Here is a 12,673-nt window from a genome sequence, read left to right as displayed (position 1 = left end):
GCGAAACCGCCGAGGGACCGATGACCGACCTGACCGAGCTCGAACGCGACATCCTCGCCCGCATCGAGGCCGCGACCGACGAAGCCGCGCTCGAGGGCGTGCGCGTGTTCGCGCTCGGCAAGAAGGGCGTCGTCTCCGAGCGGCTGAAATCGCTGGGCGGCATGACGCCCGACGAGCGCAAGACGCTCGGCCCGCAGATCAACGGCCTGCGCGACGCCGTCCAGGGCGCGATCGCCGCGCGCAAGGTGAAGCTCGAGGAGGCGGCGCTCGCCGAGCGCCTCGCCGCCGAGCGCGTCGACGTCACCCTGCCGGTCCGCGAGAGCCCCGAGGCGCGCGGGCGCATCCACCCGATCAGCCAGGTGATCGACGAGCTCGTGGCGATCTTCTCCGACATGGGCTTCTCGATCGCGGAGGGGCCGGACGTCGAGACCGACTACTACAACTTCACGGCCTTGAACTTCCCCGAGGGCCACCCCGCCCGGGAGATGCACGACACGTTCTTCATGCGCGAGGACGCGCGCGGCGAGCGCAAGCTCCTGCGCACCCACACCTCGCCGGTGCAGATCCGCACCATGGAGAGCGTCGAGCCGCCGATCCGGGTGATCATCCCCGGACGGACGTACCGCCACGATTCCGACCAGACCCACACGCCGATGTTCCACCAGGTCGAGGGGCTCGTGATCGACAAGAGCGCGACGCTCGCGAACCTGAAGTGGATCATCGAGGAGTTCTGCAAGGCGTTCTTCGAGATCGACAACGTCAAGATGCGCCTGCGCCCGTCCTTCTTCCCCTTCACCGAGGTCTCGGCGGAGGTCGACATCCAGTGCGACCGCTCGGGCGGGGAGATCCGCTTCGGCGAGGGCAACGACTGGCTCGAGATCCTCGGCTGCGGGATGGTGCATCCCAACGTGCTGCGCAATTGCGGTCTCGATCCGGACGTGTACCAAGGCTTCGCCTGGGGCATGGGCATCGACCGCATCGCCATGCTCAAGTACGGCATCCCCGACCTGCGCGACATGTTCGAGGCCGACAAGCGCTGGATCGAGCACTACGGCTTCCGCCCGCTCGACCTGCCGACGCTGGCCGGCGGGCTGTCGAGCTGAGGCGCGCACGCGCGACGATCGCGCGCGGGAGGCGAGGTCATGACGGACGAGGAGATCAGGCGGCTCGTCGAGCCCATCCTGCGCAGGCATCTCGGGCCCTTCGGCTTCGAGACGGCGGAGGTCGTCTCCGGCCGAGACCACGACGGCGACCCGGCGATCTTCGTCTCGGCGAAGTATCGGCTCGGTGAGCCGAAGCTCGACGCGGACGCGGCGCTGCTGGCGATGAACGAGATCTGGGACACCGTGCGCGGCCGAAACGACGACCGGATCCCCTATCTCCAGCACCGCTTCCCGGAGCCGGAGGGTCGGCGATGACGCCCCAGGAGCTGATCGGCGCCGCGGAGCACATGCTTCGGCGCCGCAGAACCAGCCCTCGCCAGGCGCTCCTGAAGCGGGCCGTCAGCACGGCGTACTATGCGGTGTTCCACGCCGCCGCGCGCATGGCCGCCAACGCCCTGATCGGCCGGACGAAAGCCTCGACGGACGCTTGGCTGCTCACGTATCGAGCGGTTCAGCACGCCTTCGTCAAGGACGTGATGCGGCGCCCGGAGGTGCAGGCGTCGCACGACGGCGTGCGGCAGTTCGCGAGCATTTTCATCGCGCTCCAGGAACTGCGTCACCTTGCGGACTACGACCCGAGCCGCTCTTTCACCCGCGAGGAGGCGGTGACCGCTGTCGAGCTCGCGGAACGCGGCATCGCCGCACTCGCCACCGTCCCCGCCGCCATCCGCCTCGACCTCGCCGCCCGCCTCCTCTTCAAGCCCCGGCCCTGAACCGGCGCCGCCCGCGACACGAACGGACCCGACCGATGAAGCTCACCCTCTCCTGGCTCGAGGAGCATCTCGAGACCGCCGCCTCCCTCGACGTGGTCGCCGAGACGCTCACCCGCATCGGCCTCGAGGTGGAGGCCGTGGAGGACAAGGCGAAGGCGCTCGCGCCCTACCGGATCGCCTCCGTGCTCACCGCCGAGCAGCACCCCAACGCCGACCGGCTGCGGGTCTGCACGGTCGACGTCGGCGACGGCGCGCCGCCGATCCAGGTCGTCTGCGGCGCACCGAACGCGCGGGCGGGCATGAAGAGCGTCTTCGCCCCGCCCGGCACCTACATCCCGGGCAAGGACATCACGCTCGGCGTCGGCGTCATCCGCGGCGTCGAGAGCGCGGGCATGCTCTGCTCGGAGGCCGAGCTCGGCCTCTCGGAGGACCACGACGGCATCATCGACCTGCCGCAGGAGGCGCCCACGGGCCAGGCCTTCGCGGCCTATGCGGGCCTCGACGACGCCGTGATCGAGATCGGGCTGACGCCGAACCGCTCGGACTGCGCCTCGGTGCACGGCATCGCCCGCGATCTCGCCGCCGTCGGCCTCGGCGCCCTGAAGCGCGCACCGGAGCCGGCGCTCGAGGGCGCGTTCGAGCTGCCCGTGCGGGTCGAGCGCGACCTGCCCGGCGAGGAGCACCTGTGCCCGGCCTTCGCCTTGCGGCTCGTGCGCGGCGTCCGCAACGGCCCCTCCCCCGCCTGGATGCAGCGGCGGCTGAAGGCGATCGGCCTGCGCCCGATCAACGCGCTCGTCGACATCACGAACTACATGACCTTCGACCGCGGCCGCCCGCTGCACGTCTTCGACGCGGACAAGGTGCGCGGCGACCTCGTCGTGCGCAAGGCGCGCGCCGGCGAGAGCCTGCTCGCGCTCGACGGGCGTACCTACGCGCTCGACGAGAGCGTCGTCGTCATCGCGGACGAGAACGGCCCCGAATCGATCGGCGGCATCATGGGCGGCGAGCACACCGGCTGCGACGAGGGCACGACCAACGTGCTGATCGAATCCGCCCTGTGGGATCCGCGCGACATCGCGCGCACGGGCCGCCGGCTCGGCATCGTCACCGACGCGCGCTATCGCTTCGAGCGCGGCGTCGACCCCAACGACACGCTGCCCGGGCTCGACGCCGCGACGCGGCTCGTGCTGGACCTGTGCGGCGGCGAGGCCTCGACGCGCGTGCTCGCGGGCGCCATTCCGGACACGAGCCGCATCATCACCTTCCCGTGGAGCGAGACGAAGCGGCTCTCGGGCCTCGACGTGCCCCAGGCGGAGGCGAAGGTGATCCTCCAGGAGCTCGGCTTCCACCTGTCGGGCACCGGAGCGGGCGACGCGGTGAAGGTGCTGCCGCCCTCCTGGCGTCCCGACATCGAGGGCAAGGCGGATCTCGTCGAGGAGATCGTACGGATCGCCGGCATCGACCGGATCGACGCGCGCCCGCTAGCCCGCGACCGCGGTATCGCCAAGCCCGTGCTCACCCTCGTGCAGAAGCGCACGCGCACGGCCAAGCGCACCCTCGCGGCACGCGGCCTGCTCGAGGCCGTGACCTGGTCCTTCATCGCCAAGGAGCAGGCACTGCTCTTCGGCGGCGGCGACCCGTCGCTCGAGGTGGCGAACCCCATCGCGTCGGACCTCTCCGACATGCGTCCCTCGCTGCTGCCGGGGCTGATCCGTGCCGCGCAGCGCAACGCCGATCGCGGCTATCCGGACGTGGCGCTGTTCGAGGTCGGCCAGTGCTTCCGCGACGACACGCCCGCGGGCCAGACCATGCGCGCCGCCGCCGTGCGGCGCGGCACGGCGCGGCTCGAAGGGTCGGGGCGGCACTGGGACGGCGGTGCGCGCACGGTCGACGTGTTCGACGCCAAGGCCGACGCGCTGGCGCTCCTCGCCGCCCTCGGCATGCCGGTCGGCGCGCTCCAGATCGTCGCCGGCGGGCCGGACTGGATGCATCCCGGGCGATCCGGCCGCATCCAGCTCGGGCCCAAGGCGGTGTTCGGCCATTTCGGCGAGCTGCACCCCTCCGTCCTGAAGGCGCTCGACGCCAAGGGGCCGATCGTCGCCTTCGAGATCGACCTCGAGACGCTGCCTGCGCCGAAGGCGAAGCCGACCAAGGTGAAGCCGCCGCTCGCGCTCTCGGGCTTCCAGCCGCTGACCCGCGACTTCGCCTTCGTGGTCGACGCGGGCGTCGAGGCGGCGGCGATCGTGCGCGCGGCGCAGGGCGCCGAGAAGGCGCTCGTGGCCGACGTCGCCGTCTTCGACGTCTACGAGGGCGAGCGCGTCGAGGCCGGCAAGAAGTCGGTCGCCGTCGCCGTGACCCTCCAGCCGCGCGAGAAGACGCTGACGGATGCCGAGATCGAGGCGATCTCGCAGAAGATTGTCGGCGAGGTGGGCAAGAAGACGGGCGCCGTCCTGAGGACGTGAGCCGCTGGAGCGGAGGGCGGACGCCGGCGGGATGCCGAACGAGGACGTGCAGCTTTCCGCTCGCGCGGCGGCGGCGCCTGCGGTAGAAGCGCGCCGCCTCCCCTCGACACCGGATCCGCGCCATGGCCACGCCCGTCTCCCCCCTCGCCCCCGCGACGCTCCCGACGCTGCCCGAGATCGCGGGCGTGCGCCTCGCCACGGCCGCGGCGGGCATCCGCTACCGCGGCCGCACCGACGTGCTCTGGGTCGGGCTCGACGCCGGCACCGCGGTCGCGGGCGTGTTCACCCGCTCGAAGTGCCCCTCCGCGCCGGTCGACTGGTGCCGGGCGAACCTCGCGGGCGGGGAAGCGCGGGTTCTCCTCGTCAATTCCGGCAACGCCAACGCCTTCACCGGCCGCAAGGGCGCCGACGCGGTGGCGCTCTCCGCCGACATCGCCGCGCGCGCAGCCGGCTGCGCGCCGGCGGAGGTGTTCGTCGCCTCCACCGGCGTCATCGGCGAGCCGCTCGACGCCACCCGCTTCGAGGGCGTGCTGCCGGACTGCGCGGCGCGCGCCGAGGGCGGCGCGGCCGCCTGGGAGGCGGCGGCGCGGGCGATCATGACCACCGACACCTTCCCCAAGCTCGCGACGCGCACCATCGACCTCGACGGCGTCCCGGTGACGCTCAACGCCATCGCCAAGGGCGCGGGCATGATCCAGCCGGACATGGCGACGATGCTCGCCTTCGCCTTCACCGACGCGGCGATCGCCGCCCCGGTGCTGCAGGCGCTGCTCGCCGCCGCGACGGAGCGCTCGTTCAACTGCGTGACGGTCGACGGCGACACCTCGACCTCGGACACGCTCGTCGCCTTCGCCACGGGCAAGGCCGACATGGCCCCGATCGCGTCCGCCGACGACCCGCGCGCCGCCGCCTTCGGCGCGGCGCTCGAGGACCTGCTCGTCGAGCTGGCCCAGCTCGTCGCCAAGGACGGCGAGGGCGCGCGCAAGTTCGTGACGGTCAGGGTGTCGGGCGCGGTCGACGACGCCTCGGCCAAGCGCATCGCCTTCTCGATCGCCAACTCGCCGCTGGTGAAGACCGCGATCGCCGGCGAGGACGCGAACTGGGGACGCGTCGTGATGGCGGTCGGCAAGGCCGGCGAGCCGGCGGACCGCGACCGGCTGTCGATCTCCTTCGGCGGCGTGCGCGTCGCCCGGGAGGGCGCCCGCGACCCGGACTATTCCGAGGAGGCGGCCTCCGCGGCAATGCGCCTCCCCGACGTCGAGATCGGCGTCGCGCTCGGGCTCGGGGACGGCGCGGCGCGGGTGTGGACCTGCGACCTCACCAAGGCCTATGTCGAGATCAACGGCGACTACCGCTCCTGAGCCGCGCCGGCGAGAGGCTCGCCGGGATGACCCGCGTGCGTCGACTCCGCGCGGCATGAACGTCGCCATCGTCGGCGATGCCCCCGCGTGCCGCCGCGCACGGCTCGAACGGCGCGACGTCCCGCGCACCTCCGACCCCTTCACCGGAAAGTGAGCAGACACGCGCCGGCCGTCTTGCGTGCCGCGGCGCTTTGGGCCAAACACGGGCGCTCACGCGCCGCCCTCCTCGGAGCTTCCACCGTGGCCAGCAAGACCAACTCCCGCAACCTCCTCACCGTCGTGTCGGTGATGATCCTCGTCGGCGTCGAGGTGTTCGGCGTCGCGCTCGCCGCCGGGTGGGCGATCGCGGGGCTGTTCGAGCTCGGCGACACGGTGAGCTACGTGCTGATGGCGCTGTTCAGCGTTCTCGGCCTGTGGCTGATGTGGGGCTTCTGGAAGAAGGCGGTCGAGATCGAGCCCGTCACGGGCTGACGCCCGCTCGCGCTTGCTCCCTCCCCTCCCCGCACGCTTGCTCCCGGCTCGAAAGGTTCGTATCTGAACCGTGCCGCCGGAAACCCGTTCTCATCCGGTGCAGGCATGCCTCGCATCATCGGCCCGGGCCACCGGCGCGCGCGCCGCGAGTGATGCGCCAGCCGAGGGAGTGAACGCGTGAGCGACAACGACGCCCCGAAGACCGCATCCGAGGAGACGGCGGAAAACCTGCCCCCGCGCGAGGCGATGGATTTCGACGTCGTCGTGGTCGGCGCCGGCCCCGCCGGGCTCGCGACCGCGATGCGGCTGAAGCAGCGCGCCGCCGAGGCCGGTGCGGAGATCTCCGTCGTCGTGGTCGAGAAGGGCGCCGAGGTCGGCGCGCACGTGCTCTCGGGCGCGGTGATCGACCCGTCGGGCCTCGACGCGCTGGTGCCCGATTGGCGCGAGGACCCCGAGCGCCCGCTGGATACCGAGGTGACGAAGGACGAGTTCCTGTTCCTCGGCCCGGCCGGCGGCGTGCGGCTGCCGAACCTGTTCATGCCCTCGCTGATGTCGAACCACGGCAACTACATCGGCTCGCTCGGCCGCGTCTGCCGCTGGCTGGCGCCGCGCGCCGAGGCGCTGGGCGTCGAGATCTATCCCGGCTTCGCGGCCTCCGAGGTGCTGGTCGAGGACGGCAAGGTGGTGGGCGTCGCCACCGGCGATCTCGGCATCACCCGCGAGGGCAAGCCCGGCCCGAACTACACCCGCGGCATGGAGCTGCGCGCCAAGTACACGATCTTCGCGGAGGGCGCGCGCGGCAACCTCGCGAAGCAGATGATCAACCGCTACGGCCTGATGGAGGGCCGCGAGCCGCAGAAATACGGCATCGGCGTCAAGGAACTCTGGGAGCTGCAGCCCGAGAAGCACCGCCCGGGCCTGGTGCAGCACTCGTTCGGCTGGCCGCTCGACAACCGGACCGGCGGCGGCTCCTGGCTGTACCACTACGGCGAGAACCTGGTCTCCGTCGGTTTCGTCGTGCATCTGAACTACGAGAACCCGACGCTCTCGCCCTTCGACGAGATGCAGCGCTTCAAGACGCATCCGATCATCGCGGAGACCTTCGAGGGCGCCAAGCGCATCGCCTACGGCGCGCGCGCCATCGTCGAGGGCGGCTGGCAGTCGGTGCCCAGGCTCTCCTTCCCCGGCGGCTGCCTCGTCGGCGATGCCGGCGGCTTCGTCAACGTGCCGCGCATCAAGGGCTCCCACAACGCCATGCTGTCGGGCATGCTGTGCGCCGACCACGTCTTCGAGGCGGTGCAAGCGGGGCGCGCCCACGACGAGGTGGCGAGCTACGAGGAAGCCTGGCGCGCCTCGGCGGTGGGCGAGGACCTCTACCGCGTCCGCAACGTCAAGCCGATGTGGTCGAAGTACGGCACCGCGCTCGGCGTCGCGCTCGGCGGCTTCGACATGTGGACGCACCAGATCATGGGCGCGTCCTTCTTCGGTACGCTCCCCCACGGCAAGCCGGACCATGCGTGCCTGAAGCCGCTCTCCGAGGTGAAGCCGAAGACCTACCCCAAGCCCGACGGCGTGCTCGCCTTCGACAAGCTCTCCTCGGTGTTCCTGTCGAACACCAACCACGAGGAGGACCAGCCGAGCCATCTCGTGCTGCTCGACCCGAAGGTGCCGGTGGAGCACAACCTGCCGAAATACGGCGAGCCGGCGCGGCTGTACTGCCCGGCGGGGGTCTACGAGATCGTCTATTCCGATCCCGACGCGAAGACGGACCCGAAGTTCGTCATCAACGCCCAGAACTGCGTCCACTGCAAGACCTGCGACATCAAGGACCCGACGCAGAACATCCAGTGGGTGACGCCCGAGGGCGGCGGCGGGCCGGTGTACCCGAACATGTGAGCGGCTGTCATCCCGGACGGCGAAGCCGATCCGGGACCCAGAACCTCGGGTGTTCGTGGAGCGGCGCGCCAGCGCCGCGGCCGGGACGGCTGCCGGCAGCGACCGTGGACGCGCGCGCTCTCGCGCACGCCGAGAGGTACGTCGCGGATCTGGGCCCCGGGCCCGCTTCGCGACCCGGGGTGACAGGGGTGCTCACCCCTCCCCGGCCAGCACCTCCGCCAGATCCCGCGTGAGCGTCCCCACCAGCGGCTCGAGGTTCTCGCGCCGGGTGCGCCGCACGCGCTCCGCCTTGAGGATCGCCTCGAGGTCGTGGAAGGTGCGCTCGAGGTCGTCGTTGACGAGCACGTAGTCGTAGTCCCGCCAGCGCTCGATCTCGCCGAGCGCGGTGCGCAGCCGCCGGCGGATGGTGGCGTGGTCGTCCTCGGCGCGGCGGGCGAGGCGCTTCTCCAGCTCGGCGATGGAGGGCGGCAGGATGAACACGCTCGCCACGTCGGGCCGCATCGCCTCGTAGAGCTGCAGCGTGCCCTGGACGTCGATGTCGAAGAGGATGTCGCGGCCCAGCTCGAGCGCGGCCTCGACCGGCGCGCGGGGCGTGCCGTAGTAGTTGCCGTGCACCTGGGCGTGCTCCAGCAGCTCGCCGCGCTCGCGCATCAGCAGGAAGTCGCGCTCCGGGATGAAGCGATAGTGCACGCCGTCGACCTCCGAGGCGCGGCGCGGGCGCGTCGTCACCGAGACCGACATGGTGATGTCCTTGTCGGTCTGGAGCAGCAGGCGCGAGAGCGTCGACTTGCCGGCGCCGGACGGCGAGGCGATGATCAGCATCACGCCGCGGCGGCTCCGCTCGCGCGCGCTTTCGGCCTCCACGATCGTGCCGGTCTCGGGTGCCATTGGCGTCACTCCACGTTCTGCACCTGCTCGCGCAGCTGATCGACGACGTGCTTGAGCGAAAGCCCGATCTGCGAGAGCGTCACGTCGTTCGCCTTGGCGCACAGGGTGTTGGCCTCGCGGCCGAATTCCTGGGCGAGGAAGTCGAGCCTCCGGCCCACCGCGCCGCCTTCGGCCAGCAGCGAGCGGGCCTGGGCCACGTGTGCGGCGAGCCGGTCGAGCTCCTCGCGGATGTCGGCGCGCGTGGCGATGAGCGCCGCCTCCTGCTGGAGCCGCCCCGCGTCGAGCCCGCCATGAGCCTCGAGGAGCGCCGCGACCTGCGCCGCGAGCCGCGTGCGGACCGCCTCGGCCGAGCGTCCGGGATGCGCCTCCGCCCGCGCGACGAGGTCGGCGATCGCGGCGAGATGCCCCTCGATCACCGCCTCCAGCGCCGCGCCCTCCTCACGGCGCGCGGCGGCGAGCGCCTCGGCGAGCCGCGGCAGGGCGGCGCGCAGGTCGGCTTCCAGTGCCGCGGGGCTCTCGGCGGCCTCGCCCTCGTCGAGCTCGATCACGCCGCGCACGGCGAGGAGCCCGTCGAGGGAGGCCGGGGCGACGCCGTCGGGCACCCGCACGTCCGCGAGCGCGTCGAGCAGCGCCTGCAGGACCTCGCGGTTGACCCGCACCGTCGGCGCGGCCGAGGCGCGCTGGAACGTCAGCGAGAGCTGCACCTGGCCGCGCGCGAGTGCCTGCGAGAGCACGCGCCGCGCCTCCTCGCCGATCGCGTCGAAGCCCGGCGGCGTGCGCGGACGCACATCGAGGCCGCGGCCGTTCACCGACTTCGCCTCGAGCGCCCACGTGGTGGCGCCCGTCGTCCCCGCTTCGCGGGCGAATCCCGTCATGCTGGCAATGGCCACGCGCGCATCACTCCGTTCCGTCCGGCGGCGCGCGGACCATAGGCGCGGCGTGCCCGCGGAACAAGACGCCCGATCCCGTCCTCCCCCGGCGGCCGCGCCGGCGTCGACGGGACACGCACGGGAGGTCCGTCGTGCGTTTCGGCCTCACGGCAAACGAGGGGAGAAGCCGGGGCTGGTCGGCGGCGCGCGTTCCCTCGACGCTCTCGTCGGCGGGGACCTCGCGCGGCCGGGCGCCGGAGCTAGTCCGCTCCGCGCCGCTCCCAGGCCTCGAACAGGTAGAACCCGTTCCAGCGCGCCAGAACGTCGGCGGCGCGCGTGTCGAAGCCGTGGGGCACGGGCGTCTCCCCGTCGAGGCGGCCGACGAAGGCCCAGTCCCGCGCGTCGATGAAGGCGGGGACCGCGCGGTCCTCGGGGACGGCACAACGCAGTTCCTGCGCGTCGCGGCGCATGAAGACGTTGAAGCGCGCCGACGGCGCGCGGACGGAAGGCGCGGGAGCGACGGTATCCGTCATCATGACCTGCTTCTCCCCTGCGGCGAGCCGTTGCGGGTGGTGCGATGCGACCGCACCGCGATTTCGACGATTCGTACCGGCGATCCGCGGCTTTTCGATGACGCGGCGGACCGTCGCACGCTGCAAAGGCCACGCTGACCCATTGCCGCCGGATTGGCAGGTGAAGCGTGCCTCACCGATCAAGAGCGCCCGAATCGCGGCGCGCATTCGTCGAGGGGTGGAATGACGCAGGCGATCACGGCGCGGCTCGACGCGTCCGCGGGCACTGCCGCGAGCGGGTCCACGCAGGTGGGTCACTCGCAAACCGGCGCGAGCCGGATTGGTTCCCTGCCGGTCGGCGCGACCGGCGCGACCGGGGCGGCTCGCTCCGCCCGCCGCATCGCCGCTGTGCTCGGCATCGGGCTCGCCGCCAATCTCCTGGTCGTCGACGGTGCGCGCGCACCGAGCGCCGGCATCGCCGCGGCGGTCGCGAGCCCCGCCCCGTGCTGCGTGTCGGGCCTCGTGCCGCTCGCCCTCGCCTCCGCCGGCCTCGACGCGCTGCGGACCCACCTCGCCGCCGCGACGCCGCAGGCGGCTCACACCCACATCGCCGCGCGCATGGCCCGCGCGGCGCCGGCGGCGGCGGGCGCGAAGCTCGAGACGCTCGAGCGCGCGATCTCGCGGGAGACCCGCACGGTGCGCTTCGGCGCCATGCGCGTCGAGCGCTGGATCGTCACCGCGGTCCGCGCCGCCGCCGCGCGCACGGGCGCCGATCCGGTCTTCATGCTCGCGCTCGCCGACAAGGAATCGAGCCTGCGCCCGGGGGTGGGCGCGAGCACGTCCTCCGCGGAGGGGCTGTTCCAGTTCATCGAGCAGACCTGGCTGCAGGTCGTCTACGCCTTCGGCGCCGATCACGGGCTCGCGGACGAGGCGGCGGACATCGCGCAGAACGCCGACGGACGCTACGTCGTGGACGACGAGGAGCGGCGCGCCGAGATCCTGGCGCTGCGCCGCGATCCGCTGCTGTCGGGCCTCATGGCCGGCGAGATGCTCGCCCGCGACCGGGCGCGCATCGAGGCGGCGCTCGGTCGGGGGCTCGCCCCGCACGAGGTCTACATCGCCCACTTCCTCGGCCCGGGAGGCGCCGAGCGCTTCCTCGCGGCCAAGGACGAGACTCCCGAGGGCGCCGCGGCCGCGATCTTCGCCGCCGCCGCGCGGGCGAACCGCACGATCTTCTACGACGGCGGCAACCGCAGCCGGCCGCTCAGCTTCGCCGAGGTCGACGCGCGCTTCGCCGCGATGATCGGCACGCGCATCGACCGCTACGTCTCCGTCGACGGGCGCTCCGAATCCGCCCGTGCGCGGCGCCTCGCGCGCCTGCTCGAGCACGGCAGCGCCGTCTATGCGCGCCTCGATCCGGACGCGCCCGGGGACACCGACGCCGCGGCCGCGTCCGAGGCGGACGCGCTCGTCCTCGCCACGATCGCCGGCGAGGAGGGCAAGACCGTCCCGCTGCCGCCCCGCGCTCGCCGCGGCGGCTGAGACGACACGCGCGCACCGGCGTCGCGCCGCCGTTGATCCAGATCAGGGCGGCGCCCCCCGGCGTCGGCCTAGCCTTCCCGAACGACATACCAGGGAAGGTCACCGCCCGTGCTCGCGTCACGCCACGTTCCGACCGACCGCGCTCGGCCGGCCCGACCCGGAAGGCGGCTCGACCGCGTCGTCGTCCCGACCGGCGCCGAACGGACCCTGCCCCCCGGCGAGATCATCGTCACCAAGACCGACCCGAAGGGTCGGATCACCTACGCCAACGCGACCTTCCTGGCGATGGCCGCGCTCGACGAGGCGCAGGCGATCGGCGCGCCGCATTCGATCATCCGCCATCCCGACATGCCGCGCTGCGTCTTCGCCCATCTGTGGCGGGAGATCGAGGCGGGCCGCGAGGTGTTCGCCTACGTGAACAACCTCGCCGCCGACGGCGCGCACTACTGGGTCTTCGCTCACGTCACCCCGAGCCGCGACGCCGCGGGACGCCTCGTCGGCTACCATTCGAACCGCCGCGGCGCCTCCGCCGCCGCCCGCGCCGTGGTCGAGCCGCTCTACGCCGAGCTCCTCGCGATCGAGCGCGCGCACGCGAGCCGCCGGGACGGGCTCGCGGCGTCCCAGGCCGCCCTCGCGGCGCGGCTCGCGGCACTCGGGCGCAGCTACGACGAGCTCGTCCTCTCGCTCGTCCGCCTGTGAGCGCGGGCGACGCGGCGTCGCACGCGCGTCGTCGAACCATGCTCCATCGGCTGCGCTTGACCTTCGGCCGTTCGCGCGCCTCCCATGACGGACCCGT

The 12,673-nt window shown here is 72.6% G+C and carries 12 protein-coding genes; 9 read left to right on the top strand and 3 right to left on the bottom strand.

Annotated elements, in window-relative coordinates:
• Positions 1-20 precede the first annotated feature (20 nt).
• From pheS to G407_RS0105940, 7 genes are all read left to right on the top strand, one after another.
• The gene (pheS, locus tag G407_RS0105975) at positions 21-1,103 is read left to right on the top strand and encodes a phenylalanine--tRNA ligase subunit alpha (protein WP_029030084.1); all 1,083 of its coding nucleotides are present in this window, start codon (positions 21-23) and stop codon (positions 1,101-1,103) included.
• A 39-nt stretch (positions 1,104-1,142) separates the two neighbouring features.
• Positions 1,143-1,418 (top strand): hypothetical protein, encoded by a 276-nt coding sequence (locus G407_RS26010; RefSeq protein WP_043539031.1) that lies wholly within the window; start codon positions 1,143-1,145, stop codon positions 1,416-1,418.
• Positions 1,415-1,876: a hypothetical protein gene (locus G407_RS30230; protein ID WP_052341005.1), complete on the top strand. Its 462-nt coding sequence runs from the start codon at positions 1,415-1,417 to the stop codon at positions 1,874-1,876. Before G407_RS26010 ends, G407_RS30230 begins: the two co-directional genes overlap by 4 nt.
• A 35-nt stretch (positions 1,877-1,911) precedes the next feature.
• Positions 1,912-4,338, top strand: a complete 2,427-nt coding sequence (pheT, locus tag G407_RS0105960) for a phenylalanine--tRNA ligase subunit beta (protein ID WP_029030083.1) — start codon at positions 1,912-1,914, stop codon at positions 4,336-4,338.
• A 122-nt stretch (positions 4,339-4,460) separates the two neighbouring features.
• Positions 4,461-5,699 carry a bifunctional glutamate N-acetyltransferase/amino-acid acetyltransferase ArgJ gene (gene argJ / locus G407_RS0105955; RefSeq protein WP_029030082.1) on the top strand — a complete coding sequence of 413 codons (1,239 nt, stop codon included), beginning with the start codon at positions 4,461-4,463 and terminating at the stop codon, positions 5,697-5,699.
• Positions 5,700-5,987: 288 nt separating this feature from the next.
• Entirely contained in the window at positions 5,988-6,170 is a 183-nt protein-coding gene (locus G407_RS0105945; protein WP_052341034.1) for a hypothetical protein, read from the top strand.
• Positions 6,171-6,416: 246 nt separating this feature from the next.
• The gene (locus G407_RS0105940) at positions 6,417-8,066 is read left to right on the top strand and encodes an electron transfer flavoprotein-ubiquinone oxidoreductase (RefSeq protein ID WP_043539092.1); all 1,650 of its coding nucleotides are present in this window, start codon (positions 6,417-6,419) and stop codon (positions 8,064-8,066) included.
• Between the two features lie 192 nt (positions 8,067-8,258).
• Here the strand turns inward: G407_RS0105940 and gmk are convergent, their stop codons facing one another.
• From gmk to G407_RS0105925, 3 genes are all read right to left on the bottom strand, one after another.
• Positions 8,259-8,954 (bottom strand): guanylate kinase, encoded by a 696-nt coding sequence (gene gmk, locus G407_RS0105935; RefSeq protein WP_052341004.1) that lies wholly within the window; start codon positions 8,952-8,954, stop codon positions 8,259-8,261.
• Positions 8,955-8,959: 5 nt separating this feature from the next.
• Positions 8,960-9,844, bottom strand: coding sequence for a YicC/YloC family endoribonuclease (locus G407_RS0105930; RefSeq protein WP_029030078.1), 885 nt, complete (start codon positions 9,842-9,844; stop codon positions 8,960-8,962).
• 239 nt (positions 9,845-10,083) lie between these two features.
• A complete protein-coding gene (locus tag G407_RS0105925) occupies positions 10,084-10,359 on the bottom strand; it encodes a hypothetical protein (RefSeq protein WP_245259024.1) in 276 nt (91 codons plus the stop codon).
• A 219-nt stretch (positions 10,360-10,578) separates the two neighbouring features.
• Here G407_RS0105925 and G407_RS30225 point away from each other — a divergent pair, with 219 nt between their 5' ends.
• Both G407_RS30225 and G407_RS25995 read left to right on the top strand, forming a co-directional pair.
• The gene (locus tag G407_RS30225; protein ID WP_052341003.1) at positions 10,579-11,877 is read left to right on the top strand and encodes a lysozyme family protein; all 1,299 of its coding nucleotides are present in this window, start codon (positions 10,579-10,581) and stop codon (positions 11,875-11,877) included.
• 207 nt (positions 11,878-12,084) lie between these two features.
• A complete protein-coding gene (locus G407_RS25995) occupies positions 12,085-12,576 on the top strand; it encodes a PAS domain-containing protein (protein ID WP_052341032.1) in 492 nt (163 codons plus the stop codon).
• Positions 12,577-12,673 lie beyond the last annotated feature (97 nt).

The sequence above is a fragment of the Salinarimonas rosea DSM 21201 genome (genome assembly GCF_000429045.1).
Classification (GTDB): Bacteria; Pseudomonadota; Alphaproteobacteria; order Rhizobiales; family Beijerinckiaceae; genus Salinarimonas; species Salinarimonas rosea.
The sequence above is the reverse complement of the archived record's forward strand: the minus strand, read 5'-3'. Positions and strand labels throughout refer to the sequence as shown.

Bases quoted from the DNA above. Each gene is read 5' to 3' on its own strand.
- pheT (WP_029030083.1), top strand. From the start codon at position 1,912: ATGAAGCTCACCCTCTCCTGGCTCGAGGAGCATCTCGAGACCGCCGCC.
- G407_RS26010 (WP_043539031.1), top strand. From the start codon at position 1,143: ATGACGGACGAGGAGATCAGGCGGCTCGTCGAGCCCATCCTGCGCAGG.
- G407_RS0105925 (WP_245259024.1), bottom strand. From the start codon at position 10,359: ATGATGACGGATACCGTCGCTCCCGCGCCTTCCGTCCGCGCGCCGTCG.
- pheS (WP_029030084.1), top strand. From the start codon at position 21: ATGACCGACCTGACCGAGCTCGAACGCGACATCCTCGCCCGCATCGAG.
- G407_RS0105945 (WP_052341034.1), top strand. From the start codon at position 5,988: ATGATCCTCGTCGGCGTCGAGGTGTTCGGCGTCGCGCTCGCCGCCGGG.
- gmk (WP_052341004.1), bottom strand. From the start codon at position 8,954: ATGGCACCCGAGACCGGCACGATCGTGGAGGCCGAAAGCGCGCGCGAG.
- G407_RS30230 (WP_052341005.1), top strand. From the start codon at position 1,415: ATGACGCCCCAGGAGCTGATCGGCGCCGCGGAGCACATGCTTCGGCGC.
- G407_RS0105940 (WP_043539092.1), top strand. From the start codon at position 6,417: ATGGATTTCGACGTCGTCGTGGTCGGCGCCGGCCCCGCCGGGCTCGCG.
- argJ (WP_029030082.1), top strand. From the start codon at position 4,461: ATGGCCACGCCCGTCTCCCCCCTCGCCCCCGCGACGCTCCCGACGCTG.
- G407_RS30225 (WP_052341003.1), top strand. From the start codon at position 10,579: ATGACGCAGGCGATCACGGCGCGGCTCGACGCGTCCGCGGGCACTGCC.